This is a genomic window from Streptomyces sp. NPDC006544, assembly GCF_040611715.1.
In the GTDB taxonomy this organism is placed as follows: domain Bacteria; phylum Actinomycetota; class Actinomycetes; order Streptomycetales; family Streptomycetaceae; genus Streptomyces.
The window spans coordinates 99,020-115,663 of sequence record NZ_JBEXOV010000008.1 but is presented as its reverse complement, the minus strand read 5'-3'; the positions used below and the strand labels follow the sequence as shown (position 1 = coordinate 115,663).

Here is a 16,644-nt window from a genome sequence, read left to right as displayed (position 1 = left end):
GGTGCGGATCCCGCGCGTGCCGGCGTCCGTCCGAAAATAAATGCAAGCATGCTTGATTGTTTTCTCGCGGGCTGCCAGGCTTCCCCCCACGCCGAGAAGGGGAGCGCACCCGTGCCCGATCCGTCCGCTGTCGCCGTCTTCACCGATCTCCGCGAGGAGGGCCGGGAACTGGACGCCCTCGTGGGCGAGTTGCCCGGCACCGCCTGGGCGAGGCCCACGCCCGCGCCCGGCTGGAGCATCGCCCACCAGATCGCCCACCTGCACTGGACCGACCGGGCCTCGCTGCTCTCCCTGACCGACGCCGACGCCTTCGCGGGCCTGGTCGAGGAGGCCCTGAAGGCCCCGGACTCCTTCGTGGACGCCGGCGCCGAGGAGGGGGCCGCGCTGCCACCCGCCGAACTGCTGGCCCGCTGGCGGGCCGGCCGCGCCGACCTCGACGCGGCGCTCGCGGCGGCCTCGCCCGAGGCCAGGTTCCCCTGGTACGGGCCGCCGATGAAGGCCGCGTCGATGGCGAGCGCCCGCCTGATGGAGACGTGGGCCCACGGCCAGGACGTGGCCGACGCCCTCGGCGTGCGCCGCGTACCGACGACGCGGCTGCGGCACGTCGCGCGGATCGGGGTGCGGGCGCGCGACTACGCGTACGCGGTGCGGGGGCTGACGGCGCCCGCGGCGGAGTTCCGGGTGGAGCTGACGGCTCCGGGGACCTCCACGGAGGTGTGGACGTACGGCCCCGAGGACGCGCAGCAGCGCATCACGGGCCCGGCGCTCGACTTCTGCCTGCTGGTGACCCAGCGGGCCCACCGCGCCGATCTGGCCCTGACGGCCACCGGCCCCGACGCCGACCACTGGCTCGGCATCGCCCAGGCCTTCGCGGGCCCGGCCGGTCCCGGCCGCGAGCCGGGAGCCGCCCGATGACCCGGCGCCCGCTGCGGATCGGCAACGCGTCGGGCTTCTACGGGGACCGCTTCGACGCGCTCCGGGAGATGCTGACCGGCGGCCCGCTGGACGTGGTCACCGGGGACTACCTGGCCGAGCTGACCATGCTGATCCTCGGCCGCGACCGCCTGAAGTCCCCCGAGCTCGGCTACGCCAAGACCTTCCTGCGCCAGCTGGAGGAGAGCCTCGGCCTCGCGCACGAACGCGGCGTACGGATCGTCGCGAACGCGGGCGGCCTGAACCCGACGGGGCTGGCCGACGCGGTCCGGGCGCTGGCCGCGAAGCTGTCCCTCCCGATCGCGGTCGCCCACGTCGAGGGCGACGACCTGATGCCGTACGGCGAGGGCGCGCTCACCGCGAACGCCTATCTCGGCGGCGCGGGCATCACCGCCTGCCTGCGGGCGGGCGCGGACGTGGTGGTCACCGGCCGGGTCACGGACGCGGCGCTGGTGAGCGGGGCGGCGGCCTGGTGGTTCGACTGGCATCCGGACGACCACGACCGGCTGGCGGGAGCGGTGGTGGCGGGCCACGTCCTGGAATGCGGGACGCAGGCGACCGGCGGCAACTACGCCTTCTTCACCCGGCACGACGTCTCCCGGCCGGGCTTTCCGCTCGCGGAGGTCTCGGCGGACGGCTCCTCGGTCATCACTAAGCACCCGGGCACGGGCGGGGTCGTCTCGGTCGGTACGGTCACGGCCCAGCTCCTCTACGAGACCCAGGGCGTCCGCTACCTCGGCCCCGACGTGACGGCCCGCCTGGACACGGTCCGGCTGGCGGACGCCGGTCCGGACCGGGTGGCGGTCTCCGGCGTCCGGGGAGAGGCCCCGCCCGGGACCCTCAAGGTGGGGGTCACCCGGATCGGGGGCTGGCGCAACGAGGTGGTCTTCGTCCTCACGGGCCTGGACATCGAGGCGAAGGCGGCCTTGGTCAAGGAGCAGTTGGCCCCGCTCCTGTCCCCGGTGGCCTCCGTCGCCTGGACGCTCTCCCGCACGGACCACGAGGACGCGGACACGGAGGAGACGGCGAGCGCGCTGCTCCGGCTGGTCGTCCGGGACCCGTCCCCCGACCGGGTCGGCCGGGCCCTCACCTCGGCGGCGATCGAGCTCGCGCTCGCCAGCTACCCGGGCTTCCACGTCACGTCCCCGCCGGGCGCGGCCCAGCCCTACGGCACCTTCGCCTCGTCCCTGATCCCGGCGGCCGCGGTCCCCCACACGGCCGTCCTGCCGGACGGGTCCCGCCACGGGATCGGGACGCAGCCCCCGCGACCGGTGGAGGGCGGCATGGCGGGAGGCCCCACCGCGTTCCCCGGCCCCGCCCGCGAGCCCGGCCCCGGCCCCGGCCCCGCCCGCGAGCTCGGCGCCGACCCAGCCCCCGAGCCCACCCCCACCCGACGGGCCCCCCTGGGGGCCGTCGCGGGAGCCCGCAGCGGCGACAAGGGCGGAGACGCCAACGTCGGCGTATGGGCCGAGAGCGACGAGGCCTGGGACTGGCTCCACGCCACCCTCACCGTGGACGCCTTCAAGGCCCTGCTCCCCGAGACCGCCCCCCTGGAAGTGACCCGCCACGTCCTGGCGAACCTCCGCTCCCTCAACTTCACCGTCACCGGCATCCTCGGCGCCGGCGTCGCCTCCGGCCACCGCTTCGACCCCCAGGCCAAGGCCCTGGGCGAGTGGCTGCGCTCCCGCCACCTCGACGTCCCCGTCCACCTGCTCCCCGAGCCGACCACCCCGGAGGGCACTTCGTGACCCGCCTCAAGACCGCCGTCGACCCGCTCGCCCCCGAGCACGCGCAGGCCCGTACCGCCGCACTGGACCGCCTCGCCGAGCTCGGCTCCGCGCACGCCGCGGCGCTCCTCGGCGGCGGCGAGAAGTACACCGCCCGCCACCGCGGCCGCGGCAAGCTCCTGGCGAGGGAGCGCATCGAGCTGCTGCTCGACCCGGACACCCCCTTCCTCGAGCTGTCCCCGCTCGCCGCCTGGGGCAGCGACTACCCCGTCGGCGCCAGCATGGTCACTGGCATCGGCACGGTCGAGGGCGTCGAATGCCTGGTCACGGCCAACGACCCCACCGTCCGCGGCGGCGCCTCCAACCCCTGGACGCTGAAGAAGGCCCTGCGGGCCAACGAGATCGCCCGCCAGAACCGGCTGCCCTGCATCAGCCTCGTCGAGTCCGGCGGCGCCGATCTGCCCTCCCAGAAGGAGATCTTCATCCCGGGCGGCGCCATCTTCCGGGACCTCACCCGGCTCTCGGCCGAGGGCATCCCCACCGTCGCCGTCGTCTTCGGCAACTCCACCGCCGGCGGCGCGTACGTCCCCGGCATGTCCGACCACACCATCATGATCAAGGACCGTTCCAAGGTGTTCCTCGGCGGTCCGCCGCTGGTCAAGATGGCCACCGGCGAGGAGAGCGACGACGAGTCGCTCGGCGGAGCCGACATGCACGCCCGGACCTCCGGACTCGCCGACTACTACGCCCTGGACGAGCACGACGCCATCCGCCAGGCCCGCCGCGTCGTCGCCCGCCTCAACCACCGCAAGGCGCATCCCGATCCGCTGCCGGCCGAGGAACCGCTGCACGACCCCGAGGAGCTCCTCGGCATCGTCCCGGCCGACCTCAAGACCCCTTTCGACCCCCGCGAGGTCATCGCCCGCATCGTCGACGCCTCCGACTTCGACGAGTTCAAGCCGCTCTACGGCACCAGCCTCGTCACCGGCTGGGCCACCCTCCACGGCTATCCGGTCGGCATCCTCGCCAACGCCCAAGGGGTGCTGTTCAGCGCGGAGTCGCAGAAGGCCGCCCAGTTCATCCAGCTCGCCAACCAGCGTGACATCCCGCTGCTCTTCCTCCACAACACCACCGGCTACATGGTCGGCAAGGAGTACGAGCAGGGCGGCATCATCAAACACGGCTCGATGATGATCAACGCGGTGTCGAACTCGAAGGTCCCGCACCTCTCGGTCCTCATCGGCGCCAGCTACGGCGCCGGCCACTACGGCATGTGCGGCCGCGCCTACGAGCCCCGCTTCCTCTTCGCCTGGCCCAGCGCCAAGTCCGCCGTCATGGGGCCCGCCCAGCTCGCCGGGGTGCTCTCCATCGTGGCCCGCCAGTCCGCCGCCGCGAAGGGCCAGGCGTACGACGACGAGGCCGACGCCGGCATGCGCGCCTTCGTGGAGGCGCAGATCGAGTCCGAGTCCCTGCCGATGTTCCTCTCCGGGCGGCTGTACGACGACGGGGTCATCGACCCGCGCGACACCCGCACCGTCCTCGGCCTGTGCCTGTCGGCCGTCCACAACGCCCCCGTCGAGGGCGCCCGTGGCGGCTTCGGCGTCTTCCGGATGTGAGCCCGCACATGACGAACCTGACCTCGCTCCTCGTCGCCAACCGCGGCGAGATCGCCGTCCGCGTCCTGCGCACCGCCCGGGCGCTGGGCCTGGACACCGTCGCCGTCCACTCGGACCCCGACGCGGACGCCCTGCACGTCCGCGCCGCCGACGCGGCCGTACGGCTGCCCGGCGCGTCCCCCACGGACACCTACCTGCGCGGCGACCTGGTCATCGAGGCCGCCCTCGCGGCCGGGGCCGACGCCGTCCACCCCGGCTACGGATTCCTCTCCGAGAACGCCGGCTTCGCCCGCGCGGTGCGGGCCGCCGGGCTCACCTGGGTCGGACCGCCGCCGGCCGCCATCGAGGCCATGGCCTCCAAGACCCGGGCCAAGGAGATCATGCGGGCCGCCGGGGTCCCCCTCCTCGACCCCGTCGACCCGCACGGGGCCACCTCCGCCGAACTCCCCCTCCTCCTGAAGGCGGCGGCCGGCGGCGGAGGCCGCGGCATGCGGGTCGTACGGGACCTGGACGCGCTCGAGGAAGAGCTGGAGGCGGCCTCCGCCGAGGCGCGCTCCGCCTTCGGCGACGGCGAGGTCTTCGCCGAGCCCTACATCGAGCGGGGCCGCCACGTCGAGGTGCAGATCCTCGCCGACTCCCACGGCACCGTCTGGGCGCTCGGCACCCGCGACTGCTCCCTCCAGCGGCGCCACCAGAAGGTCATCGAGGAGGCCCCGGCGCCCGGACTGCCCGAAACCCTGCGCGCGAGCCTGTACGAGGCGGCCACGGCCGCCGCGCGCGCGGTCTCCTACGAGGGCGCGGGCACCGTGGAGTTCCTCGTCACCGCCGACGGGCGTCCGTACTTCCTGGAGATGAACACCCGCCTCCAGGTGGAACACCCGGTCACCGAAGCCGTCTTCGGGATCGACCTCGTCGCGCTCCAGCTGCGGATCGCCGAGGGCGCCGCCCTGCCGGCGACCCCTCCGCAGCCCGCCGGCCACGCCGTCGAGGCCCGTCTCTACGCCGAGGACCCGGCCCGGGACTGGCGTCCGCAGACCGGGGTCCTGCACACCCTCGCCGTTCCCGGCGAGGTCCGCGTGGACACCGGGTACGCCGACGGGGACACCGTCTCCGTCCACTACGACCCGATGCTCGCCAAGGTCGTCGCCCACGCCCCGACCCGCGCCGAGGCGGTACGCGCCCTCGCCGCCGCCCTCGCCGGAGCCCGGATCCACGGGCTCACCACCAACCGGGAGCTCCTCGTACGGTCGCTGCGGCACCCGGACTTCGCGGCCGCGCGGCTCGACACCGGCTTCTACGGGCGCCACCTGCCCGTCCTCACCGAAGCCGCCCCGGACGACCCGGCCCCCGCGCTCTCGGCGCTGGCCGCCGCCCTCGCGGAGGCCTCCCCCGCCCCGGACGCCCCGCTGGGCGCCCGCCTCGGCGGCTGGCGCAACCTGCGCTCCCAGCCCCAGACCCGGCGGTACATCCTGGCGGGCGCCGCCGACGGCGCCGCGTACGAGGTCCGCTACCACCACGCCCGCAGCGGGCCCCCGGAGCTCGTGGACCGGCCCGGCGTCCGCGTCCTGGCCGCCGCGCCCGAACGCGTCACCCTCGAAGTCGACGGCGTCCGGCGCGTGTTCCACGTGAGACGTCCTACGAACGGGACGGGCGCCGGCGGCCCCGGCGACATCTACGTGGACTCCGCGTACGGCGGCGGCCACACCCTCACCCCCGTACCCCGGTTCGCGGACCCCCAGGACCGCACCGAACCGGGCTCCCTGCTCGCCCCCATGCCCGGCACCGTCGTCCGCGTCGCCGAGGGCCTCGCCCCCGGCAGCTCCGTCACCGCCGGGCAGCCCCTGCTCTGGCTGGAGGCCATGAAGATGGAGCACCGCATCCTCGCTCCGGCCTCCGGCACGCTCACCGCGCTCCACGCCGTCACCGGCCGACAGGTCGAATTCGGCGCCCTGCTCGCCGTCGTCCAGGAGGAACCGCCCGCATGAGCAACACCGTTGTGGAATCCGATGAGCACAAGGCCCTGCGCGCCGCCGTCGCCGCCCTCGGGCAGCGCTACGGCCGCGAGTACCTCGCCCGCGTCGCCGACGAGGGCGCCCACCCGGACGAACTGTGGGCGGACGCCGCCAAGCTCGGCTACCTCGGGGTCAACCTCCCCGAGGAGTACGGCGGCGGGGGCGGCGGCATCGCCGAGCTCTCCATCGTCCTGGAGGAACTGGGCGCCGCGGGCTGCCCCCTCCTCATGATGGTGGTCTCTCCCGCCATCTGCGGCACGGTCATCGCCCGCTTCGGCACCGAGGCCCAGAAGCGTGCCTGGCTGCCCGGCCTCGCCGACGGCACTCGCACCATGGCCTTCGGCATCACCGAGCCCGACGCCGGATCCAACTCCCACCGCATCACCACCACCGCCCGCCGGGACGGTGACGCGTGGGTGCTGACCGGACGCAAGGTCTTCATCTCCGGCGTGGACATCGCCGACGCCACCCTCATCGTCGGCCGCACCGAGGACGCCAGGACCGGCCGCCTCAAGCCCTGCCTGTTCATCGTCCCGCGCGACACCCCCGGCTTCACCCGCTCCGTCATCGACATGGAACTGCACGCGGCGGAGAAGCAGTTCGAACTGGTCCTGGACGACGTGCGCCTTCCCGCCTCCGCCCTCGTCGGCGACGAGGACGCGGGCCTCCTCCAGCTCTTCGCCGGCCTCAACCCCGAGCGCGTCATGACCGCCGCCTTCGCGATCGGCATGGGCCGCTACGCCCTCGCCAAGGCCGTCGACTACGCGAAGACCCGCCAGGTGTGGAAGGAGCCCATCGGAGCCCACCAGGCCATCGCCCACCCCCTCGCGGCCGCCCACATCGAACTGGAACTGGCCCGTCTGATGATGCGCAAGGCCGCCCTGCTGTACGACGCGGGCGACGACATGGGCGCCGGCGAGGCCGCGAACATGGCAAAGTACGCGGCCGGCGAGGCCTGCGTACGGGCGGTGGACCAGGCCGTCCACACCCTGGGCGGCAACGGCCTCACGCGCGCATACGGCCTCGCCGCCCTGATCGTCGCCTCCAGGGTCGCCCGCATCGCCCCCGTCAGCCGCGAGATGATCCTCAACTTCGTCTCCCACCAGACGCTGGGCCTGCCGAAGTCGTACTGACCGCCCCCGTCGCCGCGTCCGGGCGGAGCCCGGGCAACGGCGGAAGAAGGGGTCCCCGGACGGAGTCCGGGGGAGGGTGGGGGACGGGCCCGCGCAGCGGTACCCCGCCCCCGCCCGCCCCCACCGCAGGCGACCCCCTCCCCGCAGGGGATACTTCCCGACCGAACCACCCCTCCGGAGGAGACATGCCCCCACTGGTCCACGCCGCGCGAGCGCCCCTCACCACGCTCACCCTCGACTCCCCGGCCAACCGCAACGCGCTCTCCGCCGACCTCGTCGCCCAGCTGCGCGAAGAGCTCGCCGCGGCCGCCGCCGACCCGGCCGTGCGGGCCGTCGTCCTCACGCACACCGGCACCACGTTCTGCGCCGGCGCCGACCTCAAGTCCCCCTGCGACCCCGCCGACTTCCTGGCCCTGCTCCGGGAGATCAACGACCTCCCGCTGCCGGTCGTCGCCCGCGTCACCGGACACGTCAGGGCGGGCGGGCTCGGGCTCCTCGGCGTCTGCGACATCGCCGCCGCCGGGCCCGGGTCCACGTACGCCTTCACCGAGACCCACCTCGGCGTCGTCCCGGCCGTCATCTCCGCGCCGCTGCTCCCGCGCCTGGACCCGCGCGCCGCCGCCCGCTACTTCCTGACCGCCGAGACCTTCGACGCCGCCGAAGCCGCCCGCATCGGCCTGCTGACCCTCCACGGAGACGACGTGGACCAGGTCCTCGCCCCCGTCCTGGCCGGCCTGGCCAAGGCCGGACCGCTGGCGCTCGCGGCGACGAAGCGCCTGGTCACCGAAGGAGTGAGGACCGCCCTGGAACGGGACGGAGCCGCGCTCACCGAGCTGTCCGCCCGCCACTTCGCCTCCGCCGAGGCCCGGGAGGGCATCACCGCCCGCTTCGAGCGCCGGGACCCCTCGTGGCTGCGCTGACCGCGACCGGCGGCCCCAAGCAGGCCCGCAGCCGGGTCACCCGCCGGCACCTGCTCGAGGCCGCCGTCGCCTGCCTCGCCGAACAGGGCTGGGCCCGTTCCACCGTCTCCGTCGTCGCCGAGCGCGCCGGGGTCTCGCGCGGAGCCGCCCAGCACCACTTCCGCACCCGCGAGGAACTCTTCACGGCCGCCGTCGAGTACATGGCCGAAGAGCGCTCCGCCGCGCTGCGGGACCTCTTCCCCCACGGCGCGGCGGGCGCCGCCCGCGCCGACGTCGTCGCCGCGCTCATCGACCTGTACACCGGCCCGATGTTCCGCGCCGCCCTCCAGCTGTGGGTCGCCGCCTCACACGAGGAACCGCTGCGCCCCCGCGTGGCCGAGCTGGAAGCCCGCCTGGGCCGCGAGACCCACCGCATCGCGGTGGAGCTGCTCGGCGCGGACGAGTCGGTCCCCGGCGTACGGGAGACCGTGCAGGGCCTGCTCGACATGGCCCGCGGCCTGGGCCTGGCCAACGTCATCACCGACGACGCCGCCCGCCGGGCCCGCGTGGTCGCCCAGTGGTCCCGGATCCTGGACGCGACCCTCACGCCGTGAACGCGCGACGGGCGCCGCACCCCCGGAAGGGGTGCGGCGCCCGTCGATCGCGGCGGCCCTGTGCGGTGGCAGCCTGCGCCGGCCTGCCCGGATCAGGCGGTCTCGGCCATGTCGGCGTAGCCGGCGATCTCGTGCGGGTTGCGCACGCCCGGCCCGGTGTAGCGGGCCGAGGGGCGGACCAGGCGGCCCGTGCGCTTCTGCTCCAGGATGTGCGCCGACCAGCCGGCGGTACGGGCGCACGTGAACATCGAGGTGAACATGTGCGCCGGGACCTCCGCGAAGTCCAGCATGATCGCGGCCCAGAACTCCACGTTGGTCGCGAGCACCCGGTCGGGGCGGCGCTCGTGCAGCTCCTGCAGGGCGGCCTTCTCCAGGGCGGCCGCCACCTCGTAGCGGGGGGCGTTCAGCTCCTTGGCCGTACGCCGCAGCACGCGGGCGCGCGGGTCCTCGGCGCGGTAGACCCGGTGGCCGAAGCCCATCAGCCGCTCGCCCTTGTCCAGCGCCTGCTTCACGTAGGCCGTGGCGTCGCCCGAGCGCTCGATCTCCTCGATCATGCCGAGGACGCGGGACGGCGCCCCGCCGTGCAGCGGCCCGGACATGGCCCCGACCGCGCCCGACAGGGCGGCGGCGACGTCGGCGCCGGTGGAGGCGATGACGCGCGCGGTGAAGGTGGAGGCGTTCATCCCGTGCTCGGCGGCCGAGGTCCAGTACGCGTCGACGGCCTTGACGTGGCGCGGGTCCGGCTCGCCCCGCCAGCGGATCATGAACCGCTCGACGACGGACTCGGCCTTGTCGATCTCGCTCTGCGGGACCATCGGCCGGCCCTGGCCGCGGGCGGACTGGGCGACGTACGACAGTGCCATCACGGCCGCGCGCGCCAGGTCGTCGCGGGCGGTCCGCTCGTCGATGTCGAGGAGCGGTTTCAGACCCCACACCGGGGCGAGCATGGCGAGGGCGGACTGCACGTCCACCCGGATGTCACCGGAGTGGACCGGGATGGGAAAGGGCTCGGCGGCCGGCAGGCCGGGGTTGAAGGCACCGTCGACCAGCAGACCCCAGACGTTCCCGAAGGAGACGTGGCCCACGAGGTCTTCGATGTCGACGCCCCGGTAGCGCAGAGACCCGCCCTCCTTGTCGGGTTCGGCGATCTCCGTCTCGAACGCGACGACTCCTTCGAGCCCGGGTACGAAGTCGGACATCAGGCGGCTCCTCAAATAGTGCGAACACGCGCGGCTCCCGGCGTGATTCGCGGTCCGGCGCGGTCATCCCCGTTGATGCCCGGAACGGCCGATGGTCACCCGTACGGGACCGTCGGACCGGCCCCAAGATTTTGTCCGTTCCCCATGGCGCGGGGAAGCGTGACATACGGCACACTCGTATCCGCCCTGCTGGGGCAGGATGGCCGTGTGACCGATCAGCACCATGACCCAGCCGTCATGCGCAAGCAGTACCGCTCCCACCTCGTCGCCGAGGAGAGCCTCGCCGAAGACCCCATGGGCCAGTTCGCCCACTGGTTCAAGGACGCGGCCGAGGCGAACGTCTTCGAGCCCAACGCCATGATCGTCTCGACGGCGACGCCCGACGGGCGCCCCAGCTCCCGCACGGTGCTGCTGAAGCGGTTCGACGCGCGCGGCTTCGTCTTCTTCACGAACTACGGCTCCCGCAAGGGCCTCGAGATCGCCGCGAACCCCTTCGTCTCGCTGCTCTTCCCCTGGCACCCGATCGCCCGCCAGGTCGTCGTGACCGGCACGGCCGCGCGCATCGGCCGAGACGAGACGGCGGCGTACTTCCGCTCCCGCCCCCACGGCTCCCAGCTGGGCGCCTGGGCGAGCGAGCAGTCGACGGTCGTCGCCTCGCGCGCGGAGCTGGACCGCCGCTACGCGGAGCTGGAGGCCCGCTACCCGGAGGGCGAGCAGGTCCCGGTCCCGCCGCAGTGGGGCGGCATCCGGGTGGTGCCCGACGCGGTGGAGTTCTGGCAGGGCCACGAGAACCGCCTGCACGACCGTCTGAAGTACGTCCTGGACGCAGGCTCCGAGGCCGGCGGGGCCGGGACGTGGCGCGTGGAGCGCCTCTGCCCCTGAGGGTCCCGCGGCGCCCGCGAACGCAGGCGACCCGCGGGCTCGGGTCTCTCCCCCTGCAGTGGGAGAAGCCGGCCGGACGTACCGGCGAGCCCGCGGGTCGGGTGACTGCTTGGGATTGGCGCCGGCGACTCCGCCGGGCACCGCACTGGGTGCGTGCGACAACGGGCGCTTTAGCCCGCAGCCACCTCACGCGTCCGGTTTCCGTACATTGCGGCAACCACCTCCCTTCTCGTGTACGACAGAGCCTAGGCACACGGGCGCGGGGCGACAACTGTTTATTCCGGCCGCCGAACCAGGGGGGCACATGACGCAGGTGGCGCTGCCGCGCGAGTACCGCAGCAGGCCGGGATCGGGGACCAGGGCGTACGGCTTCCTGGCACTCGTCTGGTTCTGGGGGGTCTACGAGATGTCGGCCGCCCGTCACCTGCCGGTCTGGTTCAGAGTGGCGCTCCCGGTCATGACGGCGGCCTTCATCGCGTTCCTGGCGTACTCGCGCCCCCGCCGGTTCACGGTGATCGACCGCGAGGGGATCTCCGTGCGCAACGTTCTGCTGGTCCGGCGGCTGCGCTGGGCGGAGCTGCACGACATCCGGGTCGAGTCGCCGGCCGGGCGGTCCGCGGCGAAGGGCGGTCCGAGGGCCTTCGCCTGCGCCTACCTCGCCGACGGCAAGCGGGTGGGGCTGCCGTGCGTCGACGAAATCGAGACGCCTGCGATCCGTACCGAGGCGGCCCTCGTCAGGTCGCTGTGGACCGAGCTGCGCGGGCCGCAGTGGCGGCCGGAGCCGGACGCGGAGGCGCGGATCGCCCGCGCCGCGGCCCGGCGGGAGTGGTGGACGGGGTCGGGGTCGGCGCGATGGGGCGTACCCGTCGCGGGCGCCGTGCTGACCGCCGCCCTCATCACGCTCTCCGTGGTGTTCCTCGGCTGAACGGCAGCCCCGAAGACGGGACATAACGGGAGGATTGCAGGAACGGGATGTGGGCTGCGTCACGTTCCAGTTCAATTGCGTGACGTGCCGCACACGCGAACACCTGTAGGGGGCCCAGGTGACTGCTTCCGGGCGTAGTGAGACCGCCGACGATCTGCTCGCAGCGCTGCTGGACGGGATGGACGCGGCCTTGTGCGCGTTCGACGGCTACGGCGTGATCACCCACTGGAACCGCGAGGCCGAGCGGATCCTGGGCTGGTCCGCGGCCGAGGCCGTGGGCCGCAAGGGGTTCGCGGGGTGGGCCGTCCGGGCCGCCGACGCGCAGGACGTGCAGGACAGGCTCATGTCCGCCCAGGAGGTGTCGGGCCGGCAGGTGCACGAGTTCGCCCTGCTGACCAAGGACGGCGGGCGCGTCCTCGTCCGCACCCAGTCCGCCGGGGTGCCGGGCGCGGACGGGAGGCCGGCGGGGGTCTACTGCGCGTTCAGCGAGGTGCACGCGCAGATCGACCTGGAGCGTGCCATCGCGCTGAGCGAGTCCCTCATGGACGACGCCTCCTGGGGCGTCGTCCTCGTCGACGTGGACCTGCGCCCCGCCGTCGTCAACGCGCACGCCGCCCGCGCCTTCGGCTCCGGGCGCGGCGCGCTGCTCGGCCGGCCGCTGGGGGAGCTGCTGGCTCAGGGCGTGGAGGAGCTGGAAGGGGCCTTGCAGCACGTACTGGCCGAGGGTGCGCCCCCGGCACCCGTGGAGCTGTGGGTGTCGGTACGGACCCCCGAGGGCGTGCGGCGGCGGTGCTGGCGGTGCGGGTTCCTGCGCCTCGCGTCACCGCTCGCGGAGGAACCCGTACCGCTCGGGGTCGGCCTGCTGTTCCAGGACGTCACCGAGGCCCGGCAGGCGCAACTGGACACGGCGCAGCTGCGGTTCCGCTCCCACCAGCTGTACCGGGCCGGGCGGGCGGCCGCCGAGTGCGAGGACCCGGCGGAGGCGGCGGCCGTGCGGCTGGAGTTCGCCCTGGCGGGCTTCGCCGAGCACGCACTGCTCGACGTACTGGACCACGGGCCCGCGCCGGAGACCGGCTCCGGTGCCGATGCCGCGGGTCGGGGGCGGCTGCTGCGCTGGGCGGCGTGTCCGCCGGGGCTGCCGGGCCTGCCCGAGCCCGGGGTGATCCCCGTGCCGTACGAGTCCGGGCACCCGGCGGTGCAAGCGCTGGACCGGACCGGCTCGGTGCGCGCGAGTGTGCCGCCCGGGGAGGCCGATGGGCGGGCGGCCGGGCAGTGGGCGCAGGACCGGAGGTGGCCCGAGGGCGCGGCGCACGCGCTGTGCACGGTGCTGCGCAGCCGGGGGCGGAGCCTGGGGACGCTGACGTTCCTGCGCGGGCCTTCGCGGGCCGCCTTCGAGCGCGCGGACGCGGCGTACGCGGAGGAGGTCGCGGCCCGGGTCGCGGCGGACCTGGATCTGCTCGGGACGTGAGGGCCCGGGCGTGACGGCCCGGGCGTGAGGGCCCGGGCGTGAGGGCCGGATCCGGCCGGATCCGGAAGGGGCGGCCTAGTGGCGGAAGAAGATCCGGTCGCCGTACTCCTGCATGACGCGGCCGTTCCACTCGTGGCCGCCGTCGACGTTGCCCGAGCGCAGCAGCGGCGGCTCGAGCCCGCGGGCGGCGAGCTCGCCGGCCGCGGCGGCCATGACCGCCTGCATGATCGCGCTGGTCACGACGGTGGAGGCGGGCGCGAAGGGCGCCTCGATGCCGTCGAGGGTCAGCTCGGCGTCGCCGACCGCGATCTTGCTGTCGAGGACGATGTCGCAGTGGTCCTTGAGGAAGCTGCCGGAGACGTGCCGGGACTTGGTCCCGGTCGCGTACGCCACCGAGGTCACGCCGATGACCTTGAGGCCGATCGCGCGGGCGTTCATGGCCATCTCGACCGGCAGCGCGTTGCGTCCGGAGAGGGAGATGATCACGAGGACGTCGCCGTCGGAGGCCGGGCTGCTGTCCAGGACCGCCCCGGCGAGGCCGTCGACGCGCTCCAGGGCACTGCCGAGGGTGGCCGGCATGACGTCGATGCCCGCGGTGCCGGGGACGGCGAGGAAGTTCATCAGGGCGAGTCCGCCGGCCCGGTACACGACGTCCTGCGCGGGGAGCGAGGAGTGCCCGGCGCCGAAGGCGAAGAGCTTGTTCCCCGCGGCGACCGCGTCCGCGATGGCCGCGCCGGCCTCGCCGATGCGCGCGGACTCCTCGTCCCGTACCCGCTCCAGCAGGCCGATCGCGGCGTCGAAGAACTGACCGGCCAGCTTGCTCTCGCTCATACGCCGATGGCCTTCCGGGGTGGGGAGTTGGGTGAGGTGGTCGTCCGTGTCCGCCGCTCACCGTGCGGTCTGGACCAAGGGCGTGTCAATACGAGAGTCAACCCGTGGGACGAAAGGCCCGGTGAGAGGCGTGAGGAGACGGGCGGGGAGGTGACCTCGGCGTGTCGCCCGTCTGTCCGGTGCACGTCCGGATCGGGCCTTGACCTCCGGCACGGGACGGTTCACGGCGCGATGCGTCAGAATTGGGTGCAGGGCCAGCGCACGATATCCGAGGGGCACGAATGTCCGGACTGATCGATACCACGGAGATGTATCTCCGCACCATCCTCGAGCTGGAAGAGGAAGGCGTGGTCCCCATGCGCGCCCGTATCGCCGAGCGGCTCGACCAGAGCGGTCCGACGGTGAGCCAGACGGTGGCGCGGATGGAGCGCGACGGGCTGGTGGCCGTCGCCACCGACCGGCACCTGGAGCTGACGGAGGAGGGGCGGCGGCTGGCGACGCGCGTGATGCGCAAGCACCGGCTCGCGGAGTGTCTGCTCGTCGACGTCATCGGCCTGGAGTGGGAGCAGGTGCACGCCGAGGCCTGCCGCTGGGAGCACGTGATGAGCGAGGCGGTGGAGCGGCGGGTGCTGGAGCTGCTGCGTCACCCGACCGAGTCGCCGTACGGCAACCCCATCCCGGGCCTGGAGGAGCTGGGGGAGAAGGCCGAGGCGGACCCGTTCCTGGAGGACGGCATGGTGAGCCTGTCCGAGCTCGACCCGGGCTCGGAGGGCAAGACCGTCGTCATCCGCCGGATCGGGGAGCCGATCCAGACGGACGCGCAGCTGATGTACACGCTGCGGCGTGCGGGCGTGCAGCCCGGCTCGGTGGTGAGCGTGACCGAGTCGCCGGGCGGCGTGCTCGTCGGCAGCGGCGGCGAGGCCGCGGAGCTGGCGGCGGACATCGCCTCCCACGTCTTCGTGGCGAAGCGCTGACGCGCCGACGCGTTGCGGCGTTGACGCACGGATGGGCTGATGGGCTGATGGAGGAAGCGTCGGCCCCTCGGACGCTGACTCGTCGAGTGCTCGCTCGTTGAGTGCTGGGGGTCGAGCGCCGCGGGGATCGCGCGGGGCGACGGAGCGCTACGCGGGAAGGCGCCGCGCACGATGGGGATTGACGGACGGACGTTCGAAAGGGTCGCCTGTGCGAGCGGATCAAGCCGGTGTCGATCGTCGTGGACCGGCTCGGATCGGTATGGATGGTCCCGGCGCCTTTCGGCGCCGGGACCAGTCCTCCCCTGTTGACCTGGAGCCCCGAGCTCTCAAGGTCGTCCCCTTCGGACCGTCTTCCCCGAGCGGCCCGCCTCCCTGTTGAAAGGATCTCCATCGGCAGCGGCGGCCAATCCTTGAGCAAGGTCACTCGAAAGAGCGGTGTTGTCGGCGAGAACCCGGTTTTCGAATGCGGGTTCGATACTGTGGCCGGGAGCGAAGGGGGTGCATCGGCGGTGGTTCAGCGCTTCGATGTGACAGGAGCCGATGGCGTACGCCTGGCTGCCTGGGAGTTCCGGGAAGCGGCCGCGGAGCCGTCGGGCGAGCCCGCGGCCCTCTTACTCCACGGCCTGATGGGCCGCGCGTTCCACTGGGCGGGCACCGCGCGCTGGCTCGCCGAGGGCCGCCGCGTCGTGGCCCTGGACCAGCGCGGCCACGGCCAGAGCGAGCGCCCGCCCGCCGCGCCGGGCAGTTCGACGCCGTTGGGGCGCGAGGCGTTCGTGGCCGATGCCGAGGCCGTCATCGAGCAGCTCGGGCTCGCCCCGGTGACCCTGATCGGCCACTCCATGGGCGCCCTGACCGCCTGGCAGCTCGCGGCCCGCCGGCCCGACCTGGTGGCGGCGCTCGTCATCTGCGACATGCGGGCCTCGGCACTCGGCGAGGCCTCGCAGCAGGAGTGGGAGGACTGGTTCCTCGGCTGGCCGCTCCCCTTCCCGACGCAGGACGCCGCCCGCCGCTGGTTCGGTGAGGACGACCCCCGCGTGGAGCGGCCGGATCCCGGACGGGGCCGGTTCTTCGCCGAGGTGATGCACGAGGCCGAGGACGGCTGGCGCCCGCTGTTCTCGCGCCGCCAGATGCTGACCGTGCGGGAGACGTGGGTCCACGACGCGCACTGGGAGGAACTCGCCCAGGTCCGCTGCCCGACGCTGGTCGTCCGCGGCCTGGACGGGGAGCTGGGCCGGGCCGAGGCCCAGGAAATGGTCCGTGTCCTCCCGGCGGGCCAGTACGCGGAAATCCCCGACGCCGGCCACTACCTCCACTACGACCAGCCGGCAGCCTGGCGGGCGGCGGTGGAACCCTTCCTGGAGGGGATCAGGGCGACGGCGTGAGGCCGGGCGGGCGGCCGCCGCGGTGGGCGGCGCCCGGCCCGGCCGGGCC

General features: G+C 73.9%; 14 protein-coding genes. 12 read left to right on the top strand and 2 right to left on the bottom strand.

The features are described from left to right. Positions 1–111: 111 nt before the first annotated feature. From ABZY44_RS06480 to ABZY44_RS06450, 7 genes are all read left to right on the top strand, one after another. Entirely contained in the window at positions 112–915 is an 804-nt protein-coding gene (locus ABZY44_RS06480; protein WP_356650515.1) for a TIGR03084 family metal-binding protein, read from the top strand. Continuing rightward, positions 912–2,681 (top strand): acyclic terpene utilization AtuA family protein, encoded by a 1,770-nt coding sequence (locus ABZY44_RS06475; RefSeq protein WP_356650513.1) that lies wholly within the window; start codon positions 912–914, stop codon positions 2,679–2,681. The genes ABZY44_RS06480 and ABZY44_RS06475 overlap by 4 nt, the downstream gene beginning before the upstream one ends. Further along, on the top strand, positions 2,678–4,276 hold the full coding sequence (locus ABZY44_RS06470) for a carboxyl transferase domain-containing protein (RefSeq protein ID WP_356650511.1): 1,599 nt from the start codon (positions 2,678–2,680) through the stop codon (positions 4,274–4,276). Before ABZY44_RS06475 ends, ABZY44_RS06470 begins: the two co-directional genes overlap by 4 nt. Positions 4,277–4,284: 8 nt before the next feature. Continuing rightward, complete coding sequence (locus ABZY44_RS06465) at positions 4,285–6,261, top strand: biotin carboxylase N-terminal domain-containing protein (RefSeq protein ID WP_356650509.1); 1,977 nt, start codon at positions 4,285–4,287, stop codon at positions 6,259–6,261. After that, complete coding sequence (locus ABZY44_RS06460; protein WP_356650507.1) at positions 6,258–7,421, top strand: acyl-CoA dehydrogenase; 1,164 nt, start codon at positions 6,258–6,260, stop codon at positions 7,419–7,421. Before ABZY44_RS06465 ends, ABZY44_RS06460 begins: the two co-directional genes overlap by 4 nt. 185 nt (positions 7,422–7,606) lie before the next feature. Then, positions 7,607–8,341 (top strand): enoyl-CoA hydratase family protein, encoded by a 735-nt coding sequence (locus ABZY44_RS06455; RefSeq protein WP_356650505.1) that lies wholly within the window; start codon positions 7,607–7,609, stop codon positions 8,339–8,341. After that, a complete protein-coding gene (locus ABZY44_RS06450; protein WP_356650503.1) occupies positions 8,329–8,934 on the top strand; it encodes a TetR family transcriptional regulator in 606 nt (201 codons plus the stop codon). The genes ABZY44_RS06455 and ABZY44_RS06450 overlap by 13 nt, the downstream gene beginning before the upstream one ends. Before the next feature lie 92 nt (positions 8,935–9,026). Here ABZY44_RS06450 and ABZY44_RS06445 read toward each other — a convergent pair whose 3' ends face one another. Continuing rightward, the gene (locus tag ABZY44_RS06445; protein WP_356650501.1) at positions 9,027–10,133 is read right to left on the bottom strand and encodes a citrate synthase 2; all 1,107 of its coding nucleotides are present in this window, start codon (positions 10,131–10,133) and stop codon (positions 9,027–9,029) included. A 237-nt stretch (positions 10,134–10,370) separates the two neighbouring features. On the opposite strand from ABZY44_RS06445, the gene pdxH reads away from it, so the two are divergent. The 3 genes from pdxH to ABZY44_RS06430 all read left to right on the top strand — a co-directional run bounded on the left by pdxH (position 10,371) and on the right by ABZY44_RS06430 (position 13,408). Further along, entirely contained in the window at positions 10,371–11,015 is a 645-nt protein-coding gene (pdxH, locus tag ABZY44_RS06440) for a pyridoxamine 5'-phosphate oxidase (RefSeq protein WP_356650587.1), read from the top strand. Between the two features lie 304 nt (positions 11,016–11,319). Then, the gene (locus tag ABZY44_RS06435; RefSeq protein WP_356650499.1) at positions 11,320–11,940 is read left to right on the top strand and encodes a PH domain-containing protein; all 621 of its coding nucleotides are present in this window, start codon (positions 11,320–11,322) and stop codon (positions 11,938–11,940) included. 118 nt (positions 11,941–12,058) lie between these two features. Next, complete coding sequence (locus tag ABZY44_RS06430; protein WP_356650497.1) at positions 12,059–13,408, top strand: PAS domain-containing protein; 1,350 nt, start codon at positions 12,059–12,061, stop codon at positions 13,406–13,408. A gap of 75 nt (positions 13,409–13,483) precedes the next feature. Here ABZY44_RS06430 and ABZY44_RS06425 read toward each other — a convergent pair whose 3' ends face one another. Beyond that, a complete protein-coding gene (locus ABZY44_RS06425; RefSeq protein WP_356650495.1) occupies positions 13,484–14,239 on the bottom strand; it encodes an SIS domain-containing protein in 756 nt (251 codons plus the stop codon). Between the two features lie 281 nt (positions 14,240–14,520). Between ABZY44_RS06425 and ABZY44_RS06420 the strand changes: the two genes are divergently transcribed. Then, positions 14,521–15,213 carry a metal-dependent transcriptional regulator gene (locus ABZY44_RS06420; RefSeq protein WP_356650493.1) on the top strand — a complete coding sequence of 231 codons (693 nt, stop codon included), beginning with the start codon at positions 14,521–14,523 and terminating at the stop codon, positions 15,211–15,213. Positions 15,214–15,722: 509 nt separating this feature from the next. Then, complete coding sequence (locus ABZY44_RS06415; protein WP_356650491.1) at positions 15,723–16,595, top strand: alpha/beta hydrolase; 873 nt, start codon at positions 15,723–15,725, stop codon at positions 16,593–16,595. Positions 16,596–16,644 lie beyond the last annotated feature (49 nt).

Bases quoted from the DNA above. Each gene is read 5' to 3' on its own strand.
- ABZY44_RS06475 (WP_356650513.1), top strand. From the start codon at position 912: ATGACCCGGCGCCCGCTGCGGATCGGCAACGCGTCGGGCTTCTACGGG.
- ABZY44_RS06465 (WP_356650509.1), top strand. From the start codon at position 4,285: ATGACGAACCTGACCTCGCTCCTCGTCGCCAACCGCGGCGAGATCGCC.
- ABZY44_RS06460 (WP_356650507.1), top strand. From the start codon at position 6,258: ATGAGCAACACCGTTGTGGAATCCGATGAGCACAAGGCCCTGCGCGCC.
- ABZY44_RS06455 (WP_356650505.1), top strand. From the start codon at position 7,607: ATGCCCCCACTGGTCCACGCCGCGCGAGCGCCCCTCACCACGCTCACC.
- ABZY44_RS06445 (WP_356650501.1), bottom strand. From the start codon at position 10,133: ATGTCCGACTTCGTACCCGGGCTCGAAGGAGTCGTCGCGTTCGAGACG.
- pdxH (WP_356650587.1), top strand. From the start codon at position 10,371: ATGCGCAAGCAGTACCGCTCCCACCTCGTCGCCGAGGAGAGCCTCGCC.
- ABZY44_RS06435 (WP_356650499.1), top strand. From the start codon at position 11,320: ATGACGCAGGTGGCGCTGCCGCGCGAGTACCGCAGCAGGCCGGGATCG.
- ABZY44_RS06425 (WP_356650495.1), bottom strand. From the start codon at position 14,239: ATGAGCGAGAGCAAGCTGGCCGGTCAGTTCTTCGACGCCGCGATCGGC.
- ABZY44_RS06420 (WP_356650493.1), top strand. From the start codon at position 14,521: ATGTCCGGACTGATCGATACCACGGAGATGTATCTCCGCACCATCCTC.